Source organism: Streptomyces sp. NBC_01546, assembly GCF_045208355.1.
Lineage (GTDB): Bacteria > Actinomycetota > Actinomycetes > Streptomycetales > Streptomycetaceae > Streptomyces.
The window spans coordinates 1938517-1965075 of sequence record NZ_CP109379.1 but is presented as its reverse complement, the minus strand read 5'-3'; the positions used below and the strand labels follow the sequence as shown (position 1 = coordinate 1965075).

Annotated in this window: 8 protein-coding genes; 7 read left to right on the top strand and 1 reads right to left on the bottom strand. The window is 73.0% G+C overall.

Going from position 1 to position 26559, the window contains the following annotated elements:
- The first annotated feature begins 102 nt into the window (after positions 1-102).
- From OHA89_RS09210 to OHA89_RS09190, 5 genes are all read left to right on the top strand, one after another.
- Positions 103-16488 carry an SDR family NAD(P)-dependent oxidoreductase gene (locus tag OHA89_RS09210; RefSeq protein WP_406365859.1) on the top strand — a complete coding sequence of 5462 codons (16386 nt, stop codon included), beginning with the start codon at positions 103-105 and terminating at the stop codon, positions 16486-16488.
- A gap of 55 nt (positions 16489-16543) precedes the next feature.
- The gene (locus tag OHA89_RS09205; RefSeq protein WP_406365858.1) at positions 16544-18139 is read left to right on the top strand and encodes an AMP-binding protein; all 1596 of its coding nucleotides are present in this window, start codon (positions 16544-16546) and stop codon (positions 18137-18139) included.
- 185 nt (positions 18140-18324) lie between these two features.
- Positions 18325-19944 (top strand): MFS transporter, encoded by a 1620-nt coding sequence (locus tag OHA89_RS09200; protein ID WP_215149922.1) that lies wholly within the window; start codon positions 18325-18327, stop codon positions 19942-19944.
- A gap of 269 nt (positions 19945-20213) precedes the next feature.
- Positions 20214-21596: a KamA family radical SAM protein gene (locus tag OHA89_RS09195; protein WP_406365857.1), complete on the top strand. Its 1383-nt coding sequence runs from the start codon at positions 20214-20216 to the stop codon at positions 21594-21596.
- The gene (locus OHA89_RS09190) at positions 21593-22846 is read left to right on the top strand and encodes a pyridoxal phosphate-dependent aminotransferase (protein WP_215149920.1); all 1254 of its coding nucleotides are present in this window, start codon (positions 21593-21595) and stop codon (positions 22844-22846) included. Before OHA89_RS09195 ends, OHA89_RS09190 begins: the two co-directional genes overlap by 4 nt.
- Positions 22847-22918: 72 nt before the next feature.
- Here OHA89_RS09190 and OHA89_RS09185 read toward each other — a convergent pair whose 3' ends face one another.
- Positions 22919-23188, bottom strand: a complete 270-nt coding sequence (locus OHA89_RS09185; RefSeq protein ID WP_257553605.1) for a phosphopantetheine-binding protein — start codon at positions 23186-23188, stop codon at positions 22919-22921.
- A gap of 97 nt (positions 23189-23285) precedes the next feature.
- On the opposite strand from OHA89_RS09185, the gene OHA89_RS09180 reads away from it, so the two are divergent.
- A complete protein-coding gene (locus OHA89_RS09180; RefSeq protein ID WP_323186083.1) occupies positions 23286-24896 on the top strand; it encodes an AMP-binding protein in 1611 nt (536 codons plus the stop codon).
- A gap of 40 nt (positions 24897-24936) precedes the next feature.
- Positions 24937-26535, top strand: coding sequence for a PQQ-binding-like beta-propeller repeat protein (locus OHA89_RS09175; protein WP_266614132.1), 1599 nt, complete (start codon positions 24937-24939; stop codon positions 26533-26535).
- Positions 26536-26559: the final 24 nt, after the last annotated feature.

The following is a 26559-nucleotide window of genomic DNA, read 5'->3' as shown; positions in this document are numbered from 1 at the left end:
CCGACCGCGCGGGACCCGATCCGCGGCCCGATCCGCGACGCGCCAACCGCGACCCGACCCGACTCGACCTCACGGCATGAACAAGGACTCGGTGGGACCAAGATGTCCAATGACGACGCAAGGCTTCTCGACTACCTCAAGCGGGTCACGGCGGATCTGCACCAGACCCGCCGCAGGCTTCAGGAGGTCGAGAACCAGGACCACGAGCCCATCGCCATCGTCGCGATGAGCTGCCGCTACCCGGGAGGCATCAGCACCCCGGACGACCTGTGGCGGCTCGTGGCCGAGGGCCGGGACGCCATCACCACCTTCCCCACGGACCGCGGCTGGGACCTCGACGGGCTGCGCGGCGAGGAGCCGGAGACCGCCGAGTCCGGCAGCAGCTACGTCCACGAGGGCGGCTTCGTCCACGACGTCGCCGGCTTCGACGCGGGCTTCTTCGGGATCAGCCCCAACGAGGCACTGACCATGGACCCGCAGCAGCGGCTGCTGCTCGAGGTGTCCTGGGAGGCGATCGAGCGGGCCGGCATCGACCCTGTGTCCCTGCGCGGCAAGCCGGTCGGCGTGTTCGCGGGCTCCGGCATCCAGGACTACGAGTACCTGATCGGCGCGGCCGGCGAGGTCGCCGAGGCCTATATGACCACCGCCAACGCGGCCGCCGTCATCTCCGGCCGGATCTCCTACACCCTGGGCCTGGAAGGCCCGGCCGTGACCGTGGACACGGCGTGCTCCTCCTCGCTCGTCTCGCTCCACCTGGCAGCCCAGGCGCTCAGACAGCGCGAATGCTCGCTGGCCCTCGCCGGCGGCGTCATGGTGATGTCCACCCCCTCGCCGTTCATCGCGTTCAGCCGCCAGCGCGGCCTCGCCCCCGACGGCCGCTGCAAGGCCTTCGCCGAGGCCGCCGACGGCACCGGCTGGTCCGAGGGCGCGGGCATGCTCGTACTCGAACGGCTGGCGGACGCCCGCCGCAACGGCCACCCCGTACTGGCCGTCGTACGCGGCAGCGCCGTCAACCAGGACGGCGCCAGCAACGGCCTGACCGCCCCCAACGGCCGCGCCCAGCAGCGGGTCATCCGCCAGGCGCTCGCCAACGCCCGCATCCCCGCGACCCAGGTCGACGTGGTCGAGGGCCACGGCACCGGGACCACCCTCGGCGACCCGATCGAGGCGCAGGCACTGCTCGCCACCTACGGGCAGGACCGCCCCGAAGACCGGCCGCTGTGGCTGGGCTCCATCAAGTCCAACATCGGGCACGCGCAGGCCGCCGCCGGCGTCGGCAGCATCATCAAGATGGTCATGGCCCTGCGCAACGGCGTGCTGCCGCAGACCCTGCACGTGGACGAACCCTCGAGCCACGTCGACTGGTCCGCGGGCCGGGTCCGGCTGCTGTCCGAATCCCGGGAGTGGGAGCGCGGCGAGGACCGGCCCCGACGGGCCGGCGTCTCGGCGTTCGGGGTCAGCGGCACCAACGCCCACGTCATCCTGGAGGAAGCACCGGCCGAGGAGCCGGCCGAGGCGGGCCAGGCGGGGGATGCGCCTGCCGCTGACACCGTGCCGCTTCCGCTGTCGCTGCCCGCCGTACTGCCGTGGCCGGTCTCCGGCCGGGACGCCGAGGCGCTCGCCGCTCAGGCGAGCCGGGTGCACGCCCACGTCACGGCCTCGCCGGAGCTGGACCCCAGGGACCTGGCCTACTCGCTGGCCACCAGCCGCGCGGCGCTCGACCACCGCGCGGTCGTCCTGGCGGACGGCCGGGACGCCGCTCTCGCCGCTCTCGCCGCGCTGGCCGACGGACAGCCGCACCCGGGTGTGGTGCGCGGCGTGCTGACCAAGGGCTCGACGGCCTTCCTGTTCACCGGCCAGGGCGCCCAACGGCTGGGCATGGGGCGGGAGTTGTACGAAGTCTTCCCAGTGTTCGCGGCGGCCTTCGACGCCGTGTGCGCGGAGATCGACGTGCACCTCGGGCGGTCGCTGCGGGAGGTGGTGTGGGGTGAGGACGCGGAGGCGCTGAACGCGACCGCGCTCACCCAGCCCGCCCTGTTCGCCCTCGAAGTGGCGCTGTTCCGGCTCGTCGAAGCCTGGGGGATCACCCCCGATGTGGTCGCCGGCCACTCGATCGGCGAGCTGGCCGCCGCCCACGCCGTCGGCGTGCTGTCCCTGGCGGACGCGGCACGGCTGGTGGTGGCCCGGGGCCGTCTGATGCAGGCGCTGCCCGCCGGTGGCGCGATGCTCGCCGTCCAGGCGACGGAGGAAGAGGTCCTGCCACTGCTCACCGACGAGGTGGGCATCGCGGCGGTCAACGGGCCCGGCTCCGTCGTCGTCTCGGGCGTCGAAGCGGCCGTCCTCGCGCTCGGCGAGCAGTTCACGGCCACCGGTCGCAAGACCAGCCGCCTCGCCGTCTCGCACGCCTTCCACTCGGCGCTGATGGACCCGATGCTCGACGAATTCCGGGCCATCGCCCATGAGTTGACGTACGAAGAACCGCGGATCGCGGCCGTCTCCACCGTGACCGGCGACCGGCCCGGCGCGGACTGGCAGTCCCCGGACTACTGGGTCTCCCAGGTCCGCGAGGCCGTCCGCTTCGCCGACGCCGTCCGCACCCTGGAGCACGAGGGCGTCACCCGCTTCCTGGAGATCGGCCCCGACGGCATCCTCACCGGACTCGCCCAGCAGACCGCCGACTCCGAGCAGGCGGTCCTCGTACCGGCCCTGCGCCGCAACCGCCCCGAGCCCGAGGCCCTGATCACCGCCGTCGCCCAGCTCCACACCTCCGGCGCGGCCGTCGACTGGGAGGCGTTCCACTCCGGAACCGGAGCCCGGCTCGTCGCCCTGCCCACCTACGCCTTCCAGCGCACCCGCTACTGGGTCGAGGGCACCGGCGCCCTCGGCGACCTCTCGGCAGCCGGACTGGCCGCCGCCGGGCACCCGCTGCTCGGCGCCGTCGTCTCCCTCGCCGACTCCGGCGGGGTGGTCCTGACGGGCCGGGTCTCGGTATCGGCCCAGCCCTGGCTCGCCGACCACCTCGTCGGCGACTCCGTGGTCTTCCCCGGCACCGGCTTCGTGGAACTGGCCGTCCGCGCCGGCGACCAGGTCGGCTGCGAACTGCTCGAAGAGCTCATGCTCCAGGCGCCCCTCGTCCTGCCCGAACGCGGGGCGGTCGCCCTCCAGGTCGAGGTCGGCGCCGCGGACGCGTCCGGGCGGCGCCCCGTCAGCGTCCACTCGCGCCGCGACGACCAGCCCGACCAGCCCTGGACCCTGCACGCGGCGGGCGTCCTGGCGGCCGCCGCGGCCCCGGACTCCGCCTTCGACCTGGGCGCCTGGCCGCCCGCCGCCACCCCGATAGAGACGGACGGCGTGTACGAGGCGCTGGCCGCCGCCGGTCTCCCGTACGGCCCGGTCTTCCGCGGCCTCACCGCCGCCTGGGCCGCCGAGGCCGGCACCGAGGTGTTCGCCGAGGTCGCCCTCCCGGAGCGGGCCCGTGCCGACGCCGCCGCGTTCGGCCTGCACCCGGCGCTCCTGGACGCCTCGCTGCACGGGTCCGTCTTCACCGACCTGTTCGCCGAGGCCCGGGGCCCGGTCCTGCCGTTCGTCTGGACCGGCGTACGGCTGCACGCGTCCGGCGCCACCCGGCTGCGGGTCCGGATCGCCCCGGACGGCGCGGGCGCCATCACCCTGACGGTCGGTGACGAGACCGGCCGTCCCGTGCTCTCCGTGGACTCCCTCGTCCTGCGAGAGGTCTCCGCCGAGCAGCTCGCCGCCGCCCGTACGGTCGCCCACGAATCCCTCTTCGCCCTCGACTGGGCCGTTCTCCCCGCCCCAGCGGCCCCCGCGGCCCCCGTGGCCGACTGGGACACCCTGCCCGCCGACGGGCCCGTACCGGAGCACGTCATCCTGCGCTCCCGGCCCGGATCCGGCCCGGACGCGGTCCGCGAGGCCACCGCGCGGGCGCTCACCGTCCTGCAGAGCTGGCTCGCCGACGAGCGGTACGCCGGCTCCCGGCTCCTCGTCGCGACCTCCGGAGCCGTGGCCCTGCCCGGCGAGGACATCACCGACCTGGCCGGGGCGGCCGTCTGGGGCCTGGTGCGCTCGGCGCAGGCGGAAAACCCGGGACGGTTCCTCCTGGCGGACCTCACCGACCTCGCCGACCCGCAGGAGGCGGCCGCCGCGGTGGCCGCCGCCGAACCCCAGACCCTCGTACGGGGTACGACCGTCCAAGGCGCCCGCCTCACCCGCGTCACCGACGACCCCGAGCGCCGCGTCCGCCCCGACTTCGGCAACGGCACCGTCCTGGTCACCGGCGCGACCGGCGCACTCGGCCGGCTGGTCGCCCGGCAGCTCGTCGAGGCCCACGGCGTACGGAGCCTCCTGCTGGTCTCCCGGCGCGGTACGGACGCCCCCGGTGCGGTGGAACTCCGCGCCGAGCTGCGCGGACTCGGCGCCGAAGCCACCCTCGCGGCCTGCGACGCCGGAGACCGCGACGCCCTCGCCGCCCTGATCTCCGGGGTGCCGCTCACCGGCGTGGTCCACCTCGCGGGGGTGCTCGATGACGCGCTCATCGCCTCGCTGACCCCGGAAGGCCTGGACACCGTCCTGAGCGCCAAGGCCGACGCGGCGCTCCACCTGCATGAACTGACCCGCGGCTTGGAACTGTCGGCCTTCGTGCTGTTCTCCTCCGCGACCGGCGTCCTGGGCGTCCCCGGACAGGGCAACTACGGTGCGGCGAACGCCCTGCTCGACGCGCTCGCCACCCACCGGCGCGCCCACGGCCTCCCCGCCCAGTCCCTCGCCTGGGGCCTGTGGGCGAGCGGCATGTCCGGCGCCCTGACCGACGCCGACCTCCAGCGGATGAGCCGCACCGGCATCGGCGCGCTCACCGCCGAGTACGGCGTGGACCTCTTCGACCGGGCCCTGACCGTCGACACCCCGGTCCTCCTGCCGATCCGGCTGGACGTCCGCACGCTCGCCGAGGCGGGCGAGGCCCTGCCACCGCTCTTCCGCGGCCTGGTCCGCGTACGGGCGAGGAGGAGCGCGGCGTCGGCGGCGCCCGAGGCGGCGGGGGCGCTGCGGGGCCGACTGGCCGGACTCGACCGCGAGGAGCGCACGGCAGTCCTGCTCGACCTGGTCCGTACGCAGGTCGCGATCACCCTCGGATACCCGGGACCGCACGCGGTCGACGAGAACCGCGCGTTCAGCGAACTCGGCTTCGACTCGCTCACCGCCGTCGAGTTCCGCAACGCCGTCAGCGCCGCCGCCGACGTCCGGCTGCCCGCCACCCTCGCCTTCGACTACCCCAACCCGCGCGCGCTCGCCCGGCACCTCCTCGGCGAACTCGACGGAGCCACCGGGCAGCCGGGAACCGCGTCCCCCACCGCGGTCCGGGCCGGCGTCGGGGACGAGGACCCGATCGTGATCGTCGCCATGGCCTGCCGCTACCCCGGCGGGGTGCGCACCCCCGAGGACCTGTGGCAGCTGGTCGCGGACGGCGTGGACGCCGTCTCCGGCTTCCCGGCCAACCGCGGCTGGGACCTCGACCGCATCTACGACCCGACCGCCGAGCGGCCGCACACCAGCTACGCCCGCGAAGGCGGATTCCTGCACGAGGCGGGCGAATTCGACCCGGCCTTCTTCGGGATCAGCCCCAATGAAGCCGCCGTCATGGATCCGCAGCAGTTCCTGCTGCTGGAGACGGCGTGGGAGGTGTTCGAGCGGGCCGGAATCGACCCGGAGACCCTGCGCGGCAGCATGACCGGCTGCTACGCCGGAATGATGTACCACGACTACGCCGCCAACAACAGCACCGGAGCCATCGCCTCCGGGCGCGTCTCGTACGTGTTCGGCCTGGAGGGCCCGGCCGTCACGGTCGACACGGCGTGCTCCTCGTCCCTGGTGGCCCTGCACATGGCTGCGCAGGCGCTGCGGTCGGGGGAGTGCTCGCTGGCCCTCGCCGGCGGTGTCGCCGTCATGGCCACCCCGGAGGTCTTCGTCGAGTTCAGCCGCCAGCGCGGACTCGCCCCCGACGGCCGGTGCAAGTCGTTCGGGGCGGGTGCGGACGGTACGGGGTGGGGTGAGGGCGCGGGCATGCTGCTGCTGGAGCGGCTGTCGGACGCACGGCGCAACGGGCATCCGGTACTGGCGACGGTGCGGGGCTCGGCGCTGAACCAGGACGGCGCGTCCAACGGTCTGACCGCCCCCAACGGCCCCTCGCAGCAGCGGGTGATCCGCCAGGCCCTCGCCAACGCGGGGCTGTCGGCCGCCGAGGTGGACGCGGTCGAGGCGCACGGCACCGGTACGACCCTCGGCGACCCGATCGAGGCGCAGGCGCTCCTGGCCACGTACGGCCAGGGGCGGGCGGAAGGCCGGCCGCTGTGGCTGGGCTCGGTCAAGTCCAACATGGGGCATACGCAGGCGGCGGCGGGTGTCGCGGGGATCATCAAGATGGTGATGGCGATGCGGCACGGGGTGTTGCCGCCGACCCTGCATGCGGAGGAGCGGTCGGATCAGATCGACTGGTCCGCTGGTGAGGTGGAACTGCTCACCGAGGCCCGGGAATGGCGCGCCGAGGGCCGACTGCGACGGGCGGGCATCTCCTCCTTCGGCATCAGCGGGACGAACGCACACGTCATCGTGGAGGAGGTCCCCGCCGCGCAGCCGCCGGAGGCCGAGCGCGCGGTGGAACTGCCCGTCCTGCCGTGGGTGCTGTCGGCGAAGTCCGCGAAGGCACTGGCCGGCCAGGCGGGCGCCCTGCGCGAGGTGGTGGACGCCTACAGCCCCGAGGACATCGGGCACACGCTCATTGCGGCGCGCAGCACGATGGAGCACCGGGCCGTGGTGGTGGGCGACCGGGAGAGCGGACTGGCCGCTCTCGCGGCGGGCGAGGACCACCCCGGGGTGGTCACCGGCCAGCCGCAGTCGGGTGGGCGGACGGCGTTCCTGTTCACGGGGCAGGGTGCGCAGCGGTTGGGGATGGGGCGGGAGTTGTATGCGTCCTTCCCGGTGTTCGCGGCGGCTTTCGATGCGGTGTGTGGGGAGATCGACCCGTTGCTGGGGCGGTCGTTGCGGGATGTGGTGTGGGGTGAGGATGCGGAGGCGCTGAATGCCACTGCCCTGACCCAGCCTGCGCTGTTCGCGCTTGAGGTGGCGTTGTTCCGGCTGGTTGAGGTGTGGGGTGTGCGGCCTGATGTGGTGGCCGGGCATTCGATCGGTGAGTTGGCTGCCGCCCATGCGGTGGGGGTGCTGTCCCTGGCGGACGCGGCCCGGCTGGTCGTCGCGCGCGGCCGTCTGATGCAGGAACTCCCGGTCGGTGGCGCGATGCTCGCGGTCCAGGCGACGGAGGAGGAAGTGTTGCCGCTGCTCTCCGACGGGGTCGGGATTGCGGCGGTCAACGGGCCGGAATCGGTGGTCATTTCGGGTGTGGAGGCGGCCGTTCTGGCGGTGGGTGAGCACTTCTCCGCGGCCGGTCGCAAGACCAGCCGTCTGGCCGTCTCGCATGCGTTCCACTCGGCGCTGATGGAACCGATGCTGGACGAATTCCGCACCCTTGCCAGTGAGTTGACGTACAGCGAGCCGCGCATAGCCGTGGTCTCCACCGTCACGGGCGAGACCTCCACCGGGTGGCAATCGCCCGAGTACTGGGTCAGCCAGGTGCGGGAGGCCGTCCGTTTCGCCGACGCCGTGATCGCGCTGGAGCAGCAGGGCGTGACCCGGTTCCTGGAGATCGGTCCCGACGGCATCCTGACCGGGCTGGCCGCGCAGAGCGTGGACGCCGTACTCGTCGCGGGTCTCCGTAAGAACCGGCCCGAGCCCGAGACCCTGGTCACCGCCGTCGCCCAGCTGCACACCACCGGGGTCTCCGTCGACTGGCAGGCCTTCTTCGCCGGAAGCGGAGCCCGGCTCGTCGACCTCCCCACCTACGCCTTCCAGCGCACTCGCTACTGGATCGGCACGGAGGAGTACCTCGCCAACTCGTGGATCGGCTCCGGCGGCGGCAGCATGGCCACGGCCGGACTGACCGATGCGGGGCACCCGCTGCTCGGCGCGGTGCTGCCGTCCCCCGACACCGACGTGGTCACGTTCACCGGCCGGCTGTCCGCGAGCTCCCACCCCTGGATCGCCGACCACGACGTCCTGGGCAGCATCCTGCTGCCCGGCACCGGCTTCGTGGAGCTTGCGGTCCGGGCGGCCGACCAGGTCGGGTGCGACGTACTGGAAGAGCTGGCGCTGCAGGCGCCGCTGATCCTTCCCGAGCGCGGTGCCGTCACCGTACAGATGGTCGTCGGCCCCGCCGATACCTCCGGGCGGCGTTCGGTGAGCGTCTACTCGCGTGCCGAGGACCGGGCTGACCTGCCGTGGATCCTGCACGCCGACGGCGTGCTCGCGGCAGGCGCCGAAGCCCCCGGCTTCGACCTGGCGGCCTGGCCTCCCGCCGGCGCCGACGCCCTGTCTCTGGACGGCGCGTACGAGGGCCTGCGCGAGCGGGGCTTCGGCTACGGGCCGGTGTTCCAGGGACTCAAGGCCGCCTGGCGGCTCGGTGACGTGCTCTATGCCGAGGTCGCCCTGCCGGAACAGGCGCACGCCGAGGCCGGGGAGTTCGGGCTGCACCCCGCGCTGCTGGACGCGTCCATGCACGCCGCGCTGGTGAACGGCACCGGCGGGGACGAGACCGTCCTGCCCTTCGTCTGGAAGGACATCACCCTGCACGCGGCGGGAGCCTCCGCCGTACGGGTGCGGATCACCCAGCCCACGCCGGAGAGCCTCTCCTTGCAGGTCGCCGATGCGACGGGTGCTCCGGTCGCCACGGTCGGCGCCGTCGTCGGCCGCCCGGTCTCGACCGAGCAGCTCGGCACCGGCGGCACGGATTCCCTCTTCCGCATCGTGTGGAACCCGCTGCCCGTGCCGGCAGCGGCCGCCCCGCAGGGTCTGCCCGAGGGCGCGGCCGTCTTCGAGTGCGAGGTGACGGACGACGATGTTCCGGCCGCTGTCCACACCCTGGCCAACCGGGTCTTGGCGGCGGTACAGGACTGGCTGGCGGACGACCGCGAGGACTCGGTGCTGGCGGTGGTCACGCGGGGTGCGGTGGCTGTCGGGGCGGGTGATGTGGTTGATGTGCGGCAGGCTCCGGTGTGGGGTCTGGTGCGTGCGGCGCAGGCGGAGAATCCGGGCCGGTTGGTGCTGGTCGATTCCGATGGGTCGGTGGAGCTGGGTCTTCTTCTGGGCTTGGGTGAGCCGGAGTTGGCGGTGCGTGGTGGTGAGGTGTTGGTGCCACGGCTGGCCCGGCTGGCGGTCGATGCGGATCCTCATGAACCCGTGTGGGATGGGTCGGGGTCGGTTCTGATCACGGGTGGTACGGGTGGTCTGGGTGCTCTGGTGGCCCGTCATCTGGTGGTCGAGCATGGTGTGCGTCGTCTGGTGCTGGCGGGCAGGCGTGGAGCGGATACGCCCGGTGTGGGTGAACTGGTCGATGATCTGGCCGGGTTGGGTGCGCAGGTCTCGGTTGTGGCGTGTGATGTGGCCGATCGGGAGGCGTTGGCCGCCCTGTTGGATGGTTTGGAGCACCCGTTGTCGGGTGTGGTGCATGTGGCGGGTGTCGCGGACAACGGTGTGGTCGGTGCTCTGACCGCTGAGCGGATGGATGCGGTGCTGCGGCCGAAGGCGGATGCGGCGTGGCATCTGCACGAGTTGACCGCGCACTTGGATCTGGCGGCGTTCGTGATGTTCTCCTCTGCTGGTGGGTTGGTGCTGGCGGCCGGGCAGGGCAATTACGCGGCGGCGAACGTCTTCCTCGACGCACTCGCCGCCCACCGCCACGCGGAGGGGCTTCCCGCGACCTCGATGGCCTTCGGCCTGTGGGGCGTCAACACCGGCATGACCACCATGCTGGACCTGGCCGAAGAGCGCATGGCGGCCCAGGGCCTGCCCGCACTCTCCCAGGCCGAAGGCCTCGCCCTGTTCTCGCTGTCCCTGCGCTCGGGGCAGCCCGCCGTGGTCCCCCTGCGCGTCGACACGAACGTCCTGCGCGGCCGTACCGGGGAGATCCCGGCCCTTCTGCGCGGCATCGTCCGTGCCCCCGTACGCCGGGCCGCGCAGTCCGGGGACGGCGCCGAGGGGCTCGCCGCGCGGTTGGCCGGGCTGGACGCGAGCGGGCGGGCCGCCGCGCTGCTGGACCTCGTACGGGTTCAGGTGGCCGGTGTCCTCGGGCACGCCTCGCCGGATGCCATCGAGCCGGAGCGGGCGTTCAGCGAGCTGGGCTTCGACTCGCTCGCCGCGGTGGAGCTGCGCAACCGCCTCGGCTCGGCGACGGGGCTGCGCCTGCCCGCCACGCTCATCTTCGACTACCCGACCGCGCAGTCCGTCGCCGGCCACATCGGCGCCGAGGTGGCCGGCCGGGGCCATGCCGCACCCGTACCCGCCCGCGCCGTGCCCGCCGCCGGCGGTCCGGACGTGGACGATCCGATCGTGATCGTGGGGATGGGCTGCCGCTACCCGGGCGGGGTGACCACCCCGGATGAGCTGTGGGACCTCGTGGCCGGCGGTGTGGACGCCATCGGCGGGTTCCCGGCCGACCGCGGCTGGGACCCGGAGGTCTACGACCCGGAGCCGGGCACGCCCGGGCGGACGTACGCCCGTGAAGGCGGATTCCTGTACGACGCGGCCGAGTTCGACCCGGTGTTCTTCGGGATCAGTCCGAACGAGGCGCTGATGATGGATCCGCAGCAGCGGCTGCTGCTGGAGGTGTCCTGGGAGGCGATCGAGCGGGCCGGCATCGACCCGGCGGCCCTCAAGGGCTCGGCGACCGGGGTGTTCGCGGGCGTGATGTACCACGACTACGCCCTGGGCGTGGAGGCCGCGGCCAGCAGCGGCGGCAGCCTCGTCTCCGGCCGCACCTCGTACACGCTCGGCCTGGAAGGCCCCTCGGTCACCGTGGACACGGCCTGCTCGTCCTCCCTGGTCGCCCTGCACATGGCGGCGCAGGCGCTGCGGTCGGGTGAGTGCTCGCTGGCCCTGGCCGGCGGTGTCGCCGTCATGGGTACGCCCGGCATGTTCGTCGAGTTCAGCCGTCAGCGCGGGCTCGCCCCCGACGGCCGCTCCAAGTCCTTCGCGGCCTCGGCCGACGGTGTCGCCTGGGGCGAGGGCGCGGGCGTCCTGCTGCTCGAGCGGCTCTCCGACGCGCGGCGCAACGGCCACCCGGTGGTCGCCGTCGTCCGCGGGTCAGCGCTGAATCAGGACGGTGCCTCCAACGGTCTGACCGCCCCGAACGGCCCCTCGCAGCAGCGGGTGATCCGCCAGGCCCTCGCCAACGCGGGGCTGTCGGCCGCCGAGGTCGACGCGGTCGAGGCGCACGGCACCGGTACGACCCTCGGCGACCCGATCGAGGCGCAGGCGCTGCTCGCCACGTACGGGCAGGACCGCCCCGAGGGACAGCCGCTGTACCTGGGCTCCATCAAGTCCAACATGGGCCACACCCAGGCATCCGCGGGCGTCGCGGGCATCATCAAGATGGTCATGGCCATGCGCCACGGGACCCTGCCGAAGACCCTGCACGTGGACGCGCCGTCCGACCAGGTGGACTGGGCGGCGGGGAGCGTGGAACTGCTCACCGAGGCGCGGCAATGGCAGGCGGCGGACCGGCCCCGCCGGGCCGCCGTCTCCTCCTTCGGGATCAGCGGGACGAACGCCCACGTCATCGTCGAGGAAGCGCCGGAAGGCGCCGAGGAGACGACCGTACGGTCAGAACTCCCCGCTCTGCCCTGGGTGTTATCGGCCAAGAGCCCACAGGCCCTGGCCGCCCGGGCCGAGCGCCTGCTGGACCGGATCACGGAGCGGCCGGAGAGCGAACCCGCGGACATCGGCCTCTCGCTGGTCTCCTCGCGCACCGTATTCGCCCACCGTGCCGTGGTCGTGGGAACGGAGCGCTCGGAGCTGCTGCGCGGCCTGACCGCACTGGCCCAGGACCGCAACGCGCCCGCCGTGGTCCGCGACCTGGCGCGCCGCACCGGAAAGACGGCGTTCCTGTTCACCGGGCAGGGTGCACAGCGGCTGGGCATGGGACGGGAGCTGTACGCGTCCTTCCCGGCGTTCGCGGCGGCCTTCGACGCCGTCTGCGCGGAGATCGACCCGCACCTCGGGCGGTCGCTGCGCGAGGTGGTGTGGGGTGAGGACGCGCAGGCGCTGAACGCGACCGCGCTGACCCAGCCCGCCCTGTTCGCGCTCGAGGTGGCGCTGTTCCGGCTCGTCGAAGCGTGGGGCGTACGGCCCGACGTGGTGGCCGGGCATTCGATCGGTGAGCTGGCCGCCGCCCATGCGGTGGGGGTGCTGTCCCTGGCGGACGCGGCCCGGCTGGTCGTCGCGCGCGGCCGTCTGATGCAGGAACTCCCGGTCGGTGGCGCGATGCTCGCAGTCCAGGCGACGGAGGAGGAAGTGCTGCCGCTGCTCACCGACGGGGTCGGGGTCGCGGCCGTCAACGGACCCGAATCCATGGTGGTTTCGGGTGCCGAGGCGGCCGTCCTGGCCATCGGCGAACACTTCGCCGCAGCCGGCCGCAAGACCAGCCGCCTCGCCGTCTCGCACGCCTTCCACTCGGCACTGATGGACCCGATGCTGGACGAGTTCCGTTCCCTCGCCCGGGAATTGAGCTTCGGCGAGCCGCGCATACCCGTCGTCTCCACGGTCTCCGGCGAACTGTCCGACGCCTGGCAGTCCCCCGACTACTGGGCCGGCCAGGTCCGCGAGGCCGTCCGCTTCGCCGACGCCGTCCACACGCTGGAGGAGCAGGGCGTCACCCGGTTCCTGGAGATCGGGCCCGGCGGCGTGCTCACCGCTCTCGCCCAGCAGGTCCTCGACTCCGAGGAGGCCGTCTCGGCCGCCGCCCTGCGCAAGGACCGCGGGGAGCCCGAGTCACTGGTCTCGGCTCTCGCCCAGCTGTACGTGGCGGGCGTACCCGTCGACTGGGAGGCCTTCTACGCGGGCACCGGAGCCCGGCTCGTGGACCTGCCCACCTATCCCTTCCAGCGCGCCCGCTACTGGGTCGACGCCGCCAAGCCCGCCACCGATGCCGTCGCCGTCGGCCAGGACGCCCTCGACCACCCGCTCCTCGCGGCCGTGCTGCCGTCACCCGACTCCGACGCGGTCACCTTCACCGCACGGATCTCCCTGGACGCCCAGCCGTGGGTGGCCGACCACGCCGTGCACGGCAGCGTGCTGCTCCCCGGCACGGGCTTCGTGGAGCTCGCGCTCCAGGCCGGCGACCACGTCGGCTGCGGACTCCTGGAGGAGCTCACCCTCCAGGCCCCGCTCGTGCTGCCCGAGCGCGGCGGCGTCTCCCTCCAGGTCGTCGTGGGCGAACCCGACGAGCGGGCGCGGCGCGCCGTACAGGTCTACTCGCGCCCCGAGGCCCGGCCCGACGAGCCGTGGACCCGGCACGCCGACGGCTTCCTCGCGCCCGGCGCCACCGAGCCCGGCGACGGTCTCACCGCCTGGCCGCCCGCCGGCGCGGCCGAGCTGGACGCGGCCGAGCTGTACGACCGGCTCCAGGAGCGCGGGTTCGGCTACGGCCCGGTCTTCCAGGGCCTGACGGCCGCCTGGCGGCTGGACGACGCGCTCTACGCCGAGATCGAACTGCCCGAGCAGGCGCACGCCGACGCCGGACGGTTCGGACTCCACCCGGCCCTGCTCGACGCCTCGATGCACGCGCTCGGCTTCGGCGGGCTCGGCGCGGAGGAGGACGCGGGGGGCGCGCTGCTTCCCTTCGCCTGGGCGGGCGTCACCCTGCACGCCGCGTCCGCCACCGCCGTACGGGTCCGGCTCGCGCCCGTCGAAGGCCAGCGCAACGCCGTACGCCTCGACCTGGCCGACCCGGCCGGAGCGCCGGTGGCCTCGGTCGCCGCGCTGCTGCTGCGGCCGGTCGCCGCCGAACAGCTGCCGACCGGGGGCTTCCGGGACGCGCTGCTGTCCGTCGAATGGCAGCCGGTCGGCGGCGGTTCCGGACCGCGCGGAGCGTGCACGGTCGCCGGACCGGGCCTGGAGGTGGCCGGGGTTCCGGTGGCTCCCGGACTCGACGCGCTCGGCGCGGCGCAGGACGAGGTACCGGACACCGTGCTGCTGCCGGTCCTGGCGACCGGGCCCGGCGCGGTCCGCGAGGAGGCGGTCCCCGCCGGGGTCCGCTCGGCGGTGGACACGGCGCTGGCCGCCGTACAGCAGTGGCTGGCCGAGCCGGCGTTCGCGCGGTCGCGGCTGGTCCTGGTCACCCGGGCCGCGTCGGCCGTGGCCGACGGCGACCCGGTCGACGTACGACAGGCCCCGGTGTGGGGGCTGGTGCGGGCCGCGCAGGCGGAGAACCCGGGCCGGTTCGTACTGCTGGACCTGGAGGAGGCAGAGGTGTCCCCGAAGGCGCTGGCCGCCGCACTCGCCTCGGGCGAGCCCGAGCTGGCGATCCGGCAGGGCAGGGTCCTCGCGCCGCGCCTCGTCCGGTCCGCCGCACCGGGCGGCGACACGCCCTGGGACACCGAGGGAACCGTCCTGATCACCGGCGGAACCGGCGGCCTGGGCGCCCTCGTCGCCCGGCACCTGGTGACCGCGCACGGTGTACGGCACCTCGTGCTCACCAGCCGACGCGGACTCGGCGCGCCGAACGCGGCCGGACTCCGTGACGAACTGGCCGCGCTCGGCGCCCGGGTGGAGATCGCCGCCTGCGACGTGTCCGACCGGGCCGCCGTGGCCGCGCTGATCGGCGGCATCGACCCGGCGCACCCGCTGCGCGGGATCGTCCACGCCGCCGGGGTCGCCCACAACGGCCTGGTCGGGGCGCTCACGCCCGAGCAAGTGGACACCGTACTGCGGGCGAAGGCGGACGCGGCCTGGTACCTGCACGAACTGACGGCCGGTCACGACCTGTCCGTCTTCGCCCTGTTCTCCTCGGCCGGCGGCCTGGTCATGGCCGCCGGACAGGGCAACTACGCGGCGGCGAACGTCTTCCTCGACGCGCTCGCCCAGCACCGCCGCTCGCAGGGGCTGGCGGCCACCTCCATGGCCTTCGGACTGTGGGACACCGAGACCGGACTGAGCCAGTGGCTCGGCGAGGCCGACCTCCAGCGGATGCGGCGCAGCGGGACGCCCGCCCTGTCCGAGGAGGAGGGCCTGTGGCTGCTCGACGCGGCGGTCGCGGCCGACGCCCCCGCCCTCGTACCGCTGCGGGTGGACCTGGCCGCCCTGCGGGCCCGTACCGACGAGGTGCCCGCCCTGCTGCGTGGCCTGGCCCCCGCGGTGCGCCGCCGGGCCGGCGCCGCGGCCGGAGCCGCCGAGGCCGGCGCGCTGCGCGAGAAGGTGCGCGTGCTGGGCGGCGCCGAGCGCGAGAAGGCGGTGCTCGACGCGGTGCTCACCCACGCGGCCGAGGTCCTCGGGCACGCCGACGCGAGCGCGGTCGACGCCGAAGCGGGCTTCCTGGAGGCCGGATTCGACTCGCTGACCGCAGTCGAACTCCGCAACCGGCTGAACTCCGCGTCCGGGCTCTCCCTGCCGGCCATGGTGGTCTTCGACAGCAAGAACCCGCTGGAGCTGGCCCGGCTGCTCGCCGACCGGATGGGCGCCGTGATGGGGGAGCGGGGGCAGGGCGACACACCGTCCCCGCACGGCGCCGACCGGGCCGACGACACCCTGTACGGACTGTTCCTCGACGCGATCATGTCGGGGAACCTCCAGCCCGGCCTGGCCATGCTGCGGTCCGTGGCGGCGCTGCGGCCCGCCTTCGCCTCGGCGGCCGACCTGGCGGAACTGCCCGCGGCGGTGACCTACGGGGCACGCACCCGGCCGGAGGGATCCCGGACGCCCCGGCTGATCTGCCTCAGCACGCCGACCGTGGCGGGCGGCGTGCACCAGCACGCGCGGCTCGCGGCCCGGCTCTCGATGCCTGTCTCCGGTATCCCCACCCCCGGGTTCGGGCGCGGGGAGGCCCTGCCGGAGTCCTTCGGCGCGGCGGTGGACGTTCTCGCCGAGGCCGTGCTGCGCGCCGCGGACGGGGAGCCGTTCGCCCTGCTCGGCTTCTCCTCGGGCGGTCTGCTCGCGCACGCCACCGTGGCCCGCCTGGAGCAGGTCCACGGGGTGCGCCCCGCCGGGCTGGTCCTGCTGGACACCTACTACATGGGCGCGACGAACGACGCGCTCTTCGACCAGATGGCGTTCGCCGTCCCCGACAAGGCCGCCACGCTGGGCTCCTTCAGCAGCGCCGAACTCTCCGCGATGGGGCGGTACGTGGAGCTGCTGCCGCAGTTCCGGCAGGACGCGATCGAGGCGCCGGTGCTGTTCGTACGGGCCGGGGACCTGTTCGAGATGGGCGATGACGCGGCCATCGCACCCGACGCCGGATGGCAGGCCGACTGGGAGGGCGCCGACACCGTGGCGACCGTCCCCGGCACCCACTTCACCATCGTCGAGCAGCACGTCGACACGACGGCCCCCGTCATCGACAGCTGGCTGACGGACCTGAAGGAGCGGATCTCCTGATGAGCAATGGACGACGACGAGCAGTTGGACCCGGACGAGCAGAGGTGGCACAGCGGTGAGCCTGAGCACGATACGCCCGGCCGCGGTCCGCGGACCGGCGGAGCGCATCCACGAGTTCATGCTGGCGGCGGCCAGGACCGCGCCGGACAGCCCGGCGGCCTGGGAGGCCGGCCCCGACGGCACCTCCCGGGTGCTGACCTACCGCCAACTCGAGCGCAGGGCCCACGACTACGCGGTGACCCTGGACTCGCTCGGCCTCGACATCGGCGACCGGGTGATCCTGGAGTCCGACAACTCAGCAGCCGCCGTGGCCGTGCTCCTCGCCTGCTCGATGCTCGGGCTCACCTTCATCCCGGTGAGCCCGGAGGTCCCCACCCCGCGGCTGCTGGCCATCGCCGCCACCGCGGAGCCCGCCCTGCATCTCCAGACGGCGGACGGCACGCGCGAGGGCGTCCCGGAGTCCATCGGCACGGCACGCTTCGGCCCGGACGGGGTGGTCGTGGAGCGCGCGCCCGCGCCCCGCACCCGTCACCGGCGGGAGGCGGTCGGCACCGACCCCGCGTACATGATCTTCACCTCGGGGACCACGGGGCGCCCCAAGGGCGTGGTCATGAGCCACCGCGGGGTGCTCGCCTTCTACCGGGGGATGCTCCAGCACTCCATCGTCACGGCCGAGGACCGGCTCGCCACCACCTCGCCGCTCCAGTTCGACTTCGCGCTGCTGGACATCGGGCTCGCCCTCGGCTCGGGCGCCCAGCTGATCCCCGTACCGCGGGAGCTGATGCACTGGCCGCGCCGGCTGCTGCGCTTCCTGACCGAGACCGGCGCCACGCAGGTCGACGGGGTGCCGTCGATCTGGCGGCCCGTACTGCGCCACGAGGCCAAGGGCCTGGCCCAGCTGGCCGGCCAGCTGCGCGGCGTGCTGTTCTCCGGCGAGGCCTTCCCGCTTCCCGAACTGCGCCAGCTGCAGGGCCTGTTGCCGCAGGCGCGGGTGGTGAACTGCTTCGGCCCCACCGAGGCGATGGCCTTCTCCCTCACCGACGTGCCGAACCCGCTGCCCGAGGGCGTCGACAAGCTCTCCATCGGATTCGCCTACCCGGGCGCGGAGATGCTGCTGATCGACGAGGACGGCCGGCCCGTCGGGGAACCCGGGACGGTGGGCGAGATCCACCTGCGCGGCCCCTCCCTCTTCACCGGCTACTGGGACGATCCGGAGGCCACCCGGGCCGTCCTGGTGCCCGATCCGCTCAACCCCCGTTCCGGTCAACTCGTGTACAAGTCAAATGACTTGGCATACCGCGGCGAGAGTGGTGAGCTGTACTTCGTCGGCCGTTCCGATCTCCAGGTCAAGATCCGGGGCAACCGCGTGGAGCTGGGGGAGATCGAGCGCAGGCTCCTGGAGTTCCCCGGTGTCGAGGCGGCCGCCGCCGTGGTCCGCCCGCGTCCGGGCAACGATCCGGAGCTGTACGCGTACGTCGTGCCCGCCCGCGGCTTCACCGCCGACCCCCTCGTGATCAGCGCGTTCTGCAAGCAGACCCTGCCCGAGTACATGGTTCCGCGGAAGGTCGGCCTGATCCAAGGTCTGCCGCTCACGCCCAACGGGAAGACCGACCGCAGGGCCCTGGCGGCACGCGCCGCCGAGGAGGCCTGAAACCGGCGGTCCGGCCCCCCTGTTCCGACCCGCCCCGACCCCGCCCCGTCCCCGCGCCACCCCTGTTCCGACCCCTGTCCTGACCCCTGTTCCGACCCCTGTTCCCGGTCCGGACCCGCCCCGCCCCTCCCGCCATTCCGTTCACTGGTACCCACGTCCCGTCCCGACAGCATTGGACAGCCCCCATGACCAGCTCCCTGAGCGAGAACGACACGACCGGACCGGAGGCCAAGGCGGGCCGCAAGGAATGGATCGCCCTCGGCGTACTGCTCCTGCCCGTGCTGCTCGTCTCCATGGACCTGACGGTTCTCTACTTCGCCATCCCCGCCATCAGCGAGGACCTGCGGCCCTCCGGCAGCGAGCAGCTGTGGATGATCGACATCTACGGCTTCGTCCTGTCCGGAGTCCTGCTCACCATGGGCGCGCTCGGCGACCGCATCGGCCGCCGGCGCCTCCTGCTGATCGGTGCCGTGGTCTTCGGCGGCGGCTCGCTGCTCGCCGCCTACGCCTCCAACCCCGAGATGGTGGTCACCGCCCGGGCCCTCCAGGGCATCGGCGGCGCCACCCTCATGCCCTCCACGCTCGCCCTCATCCGGAACCTGTTCCGCGACCAGACCCAGCGGCGCACCGCCGTCGCCGTCTGGTCCACCGGCATGGCCGCCGGCGCCGCGCTCGGCCCCGTGGTCAGCGGCGCCCTCCTCACCGGCTTCTGGTGGGGTTCCGTCTTCCTCATCAACGTCCCCGTGATGCTTCTCCTGCTGGTCGCCGCGCCGTTCCTGCTGCCGGAGTTCAAGGACGCCGCGGCCGGGAAGTTCGACCTGATCAGCGCCGCGCTCTCGCTCGCCATCGTGCTGCCGGTCATCTACGGCTTCAAGAAGATCGCCGTGGACGGCTTCTCCGTCACCCACGTCGTCGCCATCGCGGTCGGCCTGGCCATCGTCCCGCTGTTCCTGCGCCGCCAGCGCACCAGCAGCGACCCGATGATCGACATCTCGCTGTTCCGCAACCGGGCCTTCGGCGCCTCGGTCACCGTGAACATGCTGGCCTGCTTCACCCTCGTCGGCTACTCGCTCTTCAGCACCCAGTACATGCAGTCCGTCCTCGGCATGAGCGCGCTGAAGTCCGCGCTGTGGACCATCCCCGGCACGCTCGCCGTGGGCGCCGTCGTGCCCGTCGCCACCGTCCTCGTCCGTACCGTCAAGCCCGCCCACATCATCGGCGCCGGGTTCACCGTCGCCACCCTCGCCCTGCTGATGCTCACCCAGGTGCCGGCCGAGGACGGCCTGGTGCTGATCCTGATCGGCATCATCGCGCTGGCCGTCGGGCTCACCCCGGTGCTCACCCTCGTCACCGAGCTCGTCGTCGGCCAGGTGCCGCCGGAGCGCGCCGGTACCGCCTCCGCCCTGCTCCAGACCGGCCAGGAGCTCGGCGGCGCCCTCGGCGTGGCCGTGCTGGGCAGCATCGGCGCCGCCGTCTACCGCAACAGCTCCGCGCTGGACGCCCCGGCCGGGGTGCCCGCCGACGCGCTGGAGCCCGCCCGCGAGACCATCGGCGGCGCCCTGGCGGCCGCCGGCAAGCTCTCGGGCGACGCGTCCGCCAGTCTGATCGAGGCGGCCCGTACCGCCTTCACGACCGAGGTGCACGCCGCCTCGGTGGCCGGAGCCGTCGTCATGGCCGGCGCCGCGGTCTTCGCCCTGATCGGGCTGCGCTCCGTCCAGACCGACAACCAGCGGGCCGCGGAACTCGCCGCGCAGAGCGCCCCGGCGGCGCAGAAGGCCGCACAGCCGGGCGCGGGCACCGCGTAAGGCACCTGCCCCCGTCAGGGGCCCACCGACAGCCGCCCAGGACCTGAACCCCCGCCGGTCCTGGGCGGCTTCGCCATGCCCGGGTCCGGGTCCGCGCCGGTCGGCACACCGCGCCGCTGGAGCGCTCCGCGCGAGCGGGCCGCCGGGGTGCCGTAAGGGTCGGGCTGGGGTCGGATCTGGGGTCCGGTGGCCGAATCCTCTCCCTAGCATCGAACCGCATTCGAGCACACGCTCGGAACTGCCAGGCACCAGGCTGGAGGAATATCCGCATGTCCCTGCTGGCAACCGATTCTGTCGAGACGGCACGGTTCCGCGCGTACGGGCCGCGGCAGCTCGACGAGATCGCCGACCGCCACGGCCTGCCCGCCGACATACGGGAGACCGTCCGGCTCGTGTCGATGGTGCTGCCCTTCCGGGTCAACGAGTACGTTCTGTCGCACCTCATCGACTGGGACCGCATTCCGGACGACCCGATGTTCCAACTGGTGTTCCCGCAGCGGGGGATGCTGACCGAGCAGAACGAACGGGACCTGGCCGCGCTCTCCGCGGACCCCGCGTCGAAGGTCGCGCTGCGCACCCTCGTGCAGCAGATCCGCGGTCGGCTCAACCCGCACCCGTCCGGCCAGAAGGAGCTCAACGTCCCCACCCGGGACGGCGTCGAGATCCCCGGACTCCAGCACAAGTACCGCGAGACGGTGCTCTACTTCCCGAGCCAGGGCCAGACCTGCCACTCCTACTGCACCTACTGCTTCCGCTGGGCCCAGTTCGTCGGGGACGCGGACCTGCGCTTCGCCGCGCCCGACCCGAGCGGTCTCGTCTCCTACCTCGGCCACCACCCCGACGTCACCGACGTACTGGTGACCGGCGGCGACCCGATGGTGATGTCCACCGAGCGGCTGCGCTCCCACCTGGAGCCGCTGCTCGCCGTGGAGAGCGTACGGACCATCAGGATCGGCACGAAGTCCGTCGCGTACTGGCCGCAGCGCTTCACCGGCGACCCCGACGCCGACGACGTGCTGCGCCTCTTCGAGCAGGTCGTCGCCTCGGGACGCAACCTCGCCGTCATGGCGCACTTCAGCCACCCCCGCGAGCTCGCCACCGACCTCGCCCGGCGGGCGATCTCCCGGATCAGGTCCACCGGCGCCCTCGTCTACTGCCAGGCGCCGCTGATCGCCCGCGTCAACGACGACCCGGCCGTCTGGAGCGAGATGTGGCGGGCCGAACTCGCCGCCGGCTCGGTGCCGTACTACATGTTCGTGGAGCGCGACACCGGCCCCTACGACTACTTCCGGGTACCCCTCGCGCGGGCGGCCGAGATCTTCCAGAGCGCCTATCGCACCCTGCCCGGCCTGGCCCGCACCGTACGCGGCCCGGTGATGTCCGCGACCCCCGGCAAGGTCGCGGTGGACGGGATCGTCGAGAACGCCGAAGGCCGCTTCTTCCAGCTGCACATGGTCCAGGCCCGCGACCCCGCCCTGGTCGGCAGGCCCTTCCTGGCGCACTACGACCCGGAGGCGGCCTGGCTGGACGAACTGCGGCTCGACCGCACCGTCCCGGCCGACATCGCCCGCGCCATCGGGGGACCGGCGTGGTCGGGCGGACAGGAGCTCTTCGGGACGAAGGCGGCCGCGCCGGTGGGGAGCAGGGGATGAACGACATGCGGATGTCACCGAACCTGGCGCTCAACCAGCTGGTGGCACAGCGCCAGGCGGCCGGCGAACCGCTGATCCACCTCGGCTTCGGGGAGTCCCGGCTGCCCGCGTTCGAGCCCCTGGTGGAACGGCTCGCCGCGGGAGCGCACCGCAACGCCTACGGGCCGGTGGCCGGTTCGCCCGCGGTCCGCAACGCCGCCGCCGGCTACTTCAGCCGCCGCCGCATCCCCACCGACGCGGAGCAGATCGTGGTCGCCCCCGGCAGCAAGCCGCTGCTGATGGCCCTCAACCTGGCCGTCCCCGGCGACGTACTGCTGCCCCGGCCGGCCTGGAACACCTACGCCCCCCAGGCCCGGCTGGCCGGCAAGCACCCGATCGCCGTCCCGATCCCCGAGGAGTGCGGCGGGGTACCGGACCCGGACGCCCTGCGCGAGTGCATCACCGCGGCCCGCGTCCTCGGCCGAGACCCGCGCATCATGGTGCTGACCCTCCCCGACAACCCGACCGGCACCCTGGCCCCGCCCCCGCTCATCCGCGAACTGTGCGCGATCGCCGAGGAGGAGGGCCTGCTGATCGTCTCGGACGAGATCTACCGCGACGTGGTGCACGACCCGGCCACCGAGTACCTCAGCCCGGCCGAGGTGGCCCCCGGGAGCACGGTCATCGCCACCGGGCTGAGCAAGAGCCTCGCCCTGGGCGGCTGGCGCATCGGCGTGGCCCGCTTCCCGCAGGGCCCCTGGGGCGAGTGGATCCGTACCGGAGTGGTCTCGGTGGCCAGCGAGGTCTGGTCGACGCTGGCGGGGCCGATGCAGGAGGTGGCCGCGTACGCCTTCGGCGAGCCGCCGGAGGTACGGGACCGGCTGCGGGCCAGCGCCCGGCTGCACGGGGCCGTCGCCCGCGAGGTCCACCGCATCACCGTGGACGCGGGCGCCCGCTGCCGGCCGCCGACCGGGGCGTTCTACGTCTACCCCGACTTCGAACCGGTCCGTGAGGAGCTGGCGAAGTACGAGGTGACCGACTCGCCGACGCTGGCCCGCCGGATGCTGGACCTGGGGATCGTGGTGCTCGCCGGACACCTGCTCGGCGACGAGGGGGACGCCCTGCGGTTCAAATGCGCCACCAGCATGCTGTACGGCGAGACCGCCGAGCAGCAGCAGCTCGCCCTCGACGCGCAGGACCCCACCGCCCTGCCGCACGTCCGCAAGACGCTCGACAGGATCGAGGAGAGTTTCCGGCAACTGGTCCCCTGACCGGCTCCGGAAAAAGCGAACGGCCCGACTCGGATATGAAATCCTCGCCGGGCCGCAGGTGGACCGGTTTTCTCAAGCGGCGGATTCCGTCTGCGTGATCAGGGTGTTCCAGAGAATATCCGGGCTCGCGAAATTCTCCAGCTTCAGCGCATCGTCCAGGAATCGGACGTCATAAGCGCCTTCCAGAGCGGCGAGCAGTTCGACCGTACCCATGGAGTCGAGCCCCAGGTCACGGAGTTCGGCGTCACCGGTCAGTTTCTCGTCGGGTGAGAGATAGGGCAGGAACGGACGTACGACGGCCTCGAAAGCGCCGTCCCAGGTGTGCTTCGTGAGTTCTGGCATACGGGAATGATGGAGGCGTCCGATGACGACTGTCAATGCGTCCCGGAAATGGTCCGGGAAATGGCTGACCGATAATTCCCGGCGAGGAGGAGCAGAAATGGAACCAATGGCGCGGACCGCGCTGCACGCACGTTTCCTGCGCGGTCTGGAACGTTCACCGCGCGGGGTGGCCGTGCGCGTCGGGAAGGAGACCGTCGACTACACGACCGCCCACGAACTGGCCCTGTCCTGGGCGGGCGCGCTGCTGAGCGCCCCCGGCGGGCCGCCGAAGGCCGTCGGCATCCTGGCCGGCCGCAGCCTCACCTCGTACGTCGCCGTCCTGGCGAGCCTGTACGCCGGGCTCCCCGCGGTGCCGGTGCTGGCCGACTTCCCGCCCGGCAAGATCGCCTCGATGCTCGCGTCGGCGGAGGTGTCCGCCCTCGTGGTGGACGAGGAGGGCGCGGCCCTGCTCGCGACGGAACTCGCCGCGGAACTCGCCGCGGGACCAGGGGACCTCCCGGTGCTGGCACCGCACCTGACCCCCGCCGAGGCCGAAGCGCTCACCGCCGGCAGCGGACTGCGGCCGCTCCTCGCCGGCCCGGACACCGCGCTGGCGGAGCCGAGCTGGTCCGCCGGACCCGAGGACGTGGCGTACGTCCTGTTCACCTCCGGCTCCACCGGCCGGCCCAAGGGCGTACGGCTCACGCACGGCAACATGGCGCACTACTTCGCCCTCATGGACGCCTGGTACGACTTCACGGCCGACGACGTCTTCTCCCAGGCCGCCAACCTCAACTGGGACTCCGCGGTCTCGGACCTGTGGTGCGCCTGGGCGGTGGGCGCGCCGCTGGTCTCGGTCTCCCCGCACGCCTACCGCGACCTGCCCGCCTTCGTCGCCGAGCACGGCATCACCGTCTGGTTCTCGGCGCCCAGCGTCATCTCGCTGTCCCGCCGCACCGGACGCCTGCTGCCGGGCAGCATGCCCACGCTGCGCTGGACGTACTTCGGCGGCGAGGCGCTCCAGTTCCAGGACACCGACGCCTGGCAGCAGGCCGCCCCCCGCTCCGCCGTGATCAACGTCTACGGCCCGACCGAGATGACGATCACCACCCACCGGCACACCTGGTCACCGCAGGAGTCCACCCGGCTCGGAGTCAACGGGGTGGTACCGCTCGGCCTGCTCCACGACGGCCACGCGGAACTGCTCCTGGACGAGCAGGGCGTTCCGGCCCCGGAGGAGGGCGAACTATGGCTGTCCGGCCCGCAGTTGTCGGCCGGCTACCTGGACCCGGCCGACGGGGCCGGCAAGTACCTGGAGCGCGACGGCGTCCGCTGGTACCGCACCGGCGACCGGGTACGCCGGCTCGCCGGGGGCGAGCTGGTCTACCTGGGCCGTACCGACTCCCAGGTGCAGGTGCAGGGCTACCGGGTCGAACTGGCCGAGGTGGAACACGCCCTGCGCGCCGGCACCCCGGTGACCGACGCGGTGGTGGTCGGCGTACCCGTGGCCAACAGCACCGAGCTCGTCGCCTTCTACCTCGGCGGGCAGCGCTCCCCGCAGGAGTTCCACCGCGACCTGGCCGGGCTGCTGCCCGCCCAGCTGATCCCGCGCCACTACCACCGGCTCGACGAGTTCCCGCTGAACACCAACAAGAAGACCGACCGGCTGGAACTCACCGCGCGCGCCACCGCCCTGCACGGCACCCGTGTACCGGTGACCGCGGGCTGATACCCGAACCAACCCATCACAGCACGGAAGAGGAAGACCCATGCGCACAAGACCCCGGACCCGCCAGGGAGCGGTCCGCAGATTCGCGCTGCTCGCCGTACTCGCACTGACCGCCACGCTGTTCTCGGCTCCCGCCACCAGCGCGGCCCTGCCCCCGTCCGCCTGGCCGACCGGCGGTCACGACATCCGCAACAGCCGGGCGAACCCGCAGGAAACGGCGATCGGCAAGGGCAACGTAGGCCGCCTGAAGGCCAAGTGGACGTACGCCACCCACGGCGACGTGTCCGCCACCCCGGCCGTGGTCGGCGGAGCCGTGTACTTCCCCGACTGGGGCGGCTACCTGCACAAGGTGGACGCGAAGACCGGCCGTCCGATCTGGTCGCGCAAGGTGTCCGAGTACACCGGTGACGCGGCCTCGGTCGCCCGGACCAGCCCCGCCGTCGTCGGCGGCAAGGTGTACATAGCGGACTGGAACAAGGCCGTCCTGATCTCCGTCGACGCGGCCACCGGCAACAAGGTGTGGAGCCGGGAGGTGGACACCCAGTACAAGGCGGTGCTGACCCAGTCTCCCGTCGTGCACGAGGGCGTGATCTACCAGGGCGTCTCCTCCCGCGAATCCGAGGGCGCCCTCGACCCGGCCTACCCCTGCTGCACCTTCCGCGGCAGCGTGAACGCCTTTGACGCCGCCACCGGCGACCGGCTGTGGCGCCAGTACACGACCCCCGACAACGGCGGTCAGCCCGGCGGCTACAGCGGCGTGGCCGTCTGGGGCACCCCGGCCCTGGACCCGGCGACCCACACCGTGTACTTCACCACCGGCAACAACTACACCGTCCCGAAGTCCGTCAGCGACTGCCAGACCGCAGGCCACACCCCTGCCGAGTGCTACGCCCCGGACAACTACGTGGACACCGTGCTGGCCCTCGACATGCGGACCGGCCAGGTCAAGTGGAACACCGGAGCCAAGCGCTTCGACGCCTGGAACACCGGCTGCATCCCCGGCTTCCCGCCCAACAACTGCCCGCCGAACCCGGGTTACGACTACGACTTCGGCGACGGCGCGCACCTGTTCACCATCAAGGGGCCCGACGGCTGCCCCCGCAAGGTGATCGGCGCGGGCGAGAAGAGCGGCGAGTACTGGCTGATGGACGCGGACACCGGCGCCGTGGTCTGGAGCGCGGCGGCCGGCCCCGGCGGTCACATCGGCGGCATCCAGTGGGGTACCGCCAATGACGACAAGCGGATCTACCTCGCCGAGGCCAACTTCAACCGCCAGCCCTACCAGCTGGCCGACGGCACGACGACGACCCGCAGCTCCTTCGCGGCGCTCGACCCGCAGACCGGACGCGTCCTGTGGCAGGTCGCCGACCGCACCGACGGCTTCGCCTGGGGCGCCCTGACCACCGCGAACGGCGTCGTGTTCGGCGGCTCCACCAGCGGCCGCATGTACGCGTTCGACGCAGCGACCGGCGCCTACCTCTGGGACTTCACCGCGCCGTACTCGTCCAACGCCGGCCCCGCGGTCGTCGACGGCACCGTCTACTGGGGCAACGGCTACGCCCGCTTCGCCAACGGCGGCGGCACCACCGGCAGCCTCACCGAGGGCACCTTCTACGCCTTCACCGTGGACGGCAAGTAGCCGCACATGAGGGAGGGGCCGGTA

What these genes read in the sequence shown, in the direction of transcription:
- OHA89_RS09190 (WP_215149920.1), top strand. Translation starts at nt 21,593, where the DNA reads ATGAACGACATGCGGATGTCACCGAACCTGGCGCTCAACCAGCTGGTG.
- OHA89_RS09195 (WP_406365857.1), top strand. Translation starts at nt 20,214, where the DNA reads ATGTCCCTGCTGGCAACCGATTCTGTCGAGACGGCACGGTTCCGCGCG.
- OHA89_RS09210 (WP_406365859.1), top strand. Translation starts at nt 103, where the DNA reads ATGTCCAATGACGACGCAAGGCTTCTCGACTACCTCAAGCGGGTCACG.
- OHA89_RS09180 (WP_323186083.1), top strand. Translation starts at nt 23,286, where the DNA reads ATGGAACCAATGGCGCGGACCGCGCTGCACGCACGTTTCCTGCGCGGT.
- OHA89_RS09185 (WP_257553605.1), bottom strand. Translation starts at nt 23,188, where the DNA reads ATGCCAGAACTCACGAAGCACACCTGGGACGGCGCTTTCGAGGCCGTC.
- OHA89_RS09175 (WP_266614132.1), top strand. Translation starts at nt 24,937, where the DNA reads ATGCGCACAAGACCCCGGACCCGCCAGGGAGCGGTCCGCAGATTCGCG.
- OHA89_RS09200 (WP_215149922.1), top strand. Translation starts at nt 18,325, where the DNA reads ATGACCAGCTCCCTGAGCGAGAACGACACGACCGGACCGGAGGCCAAG.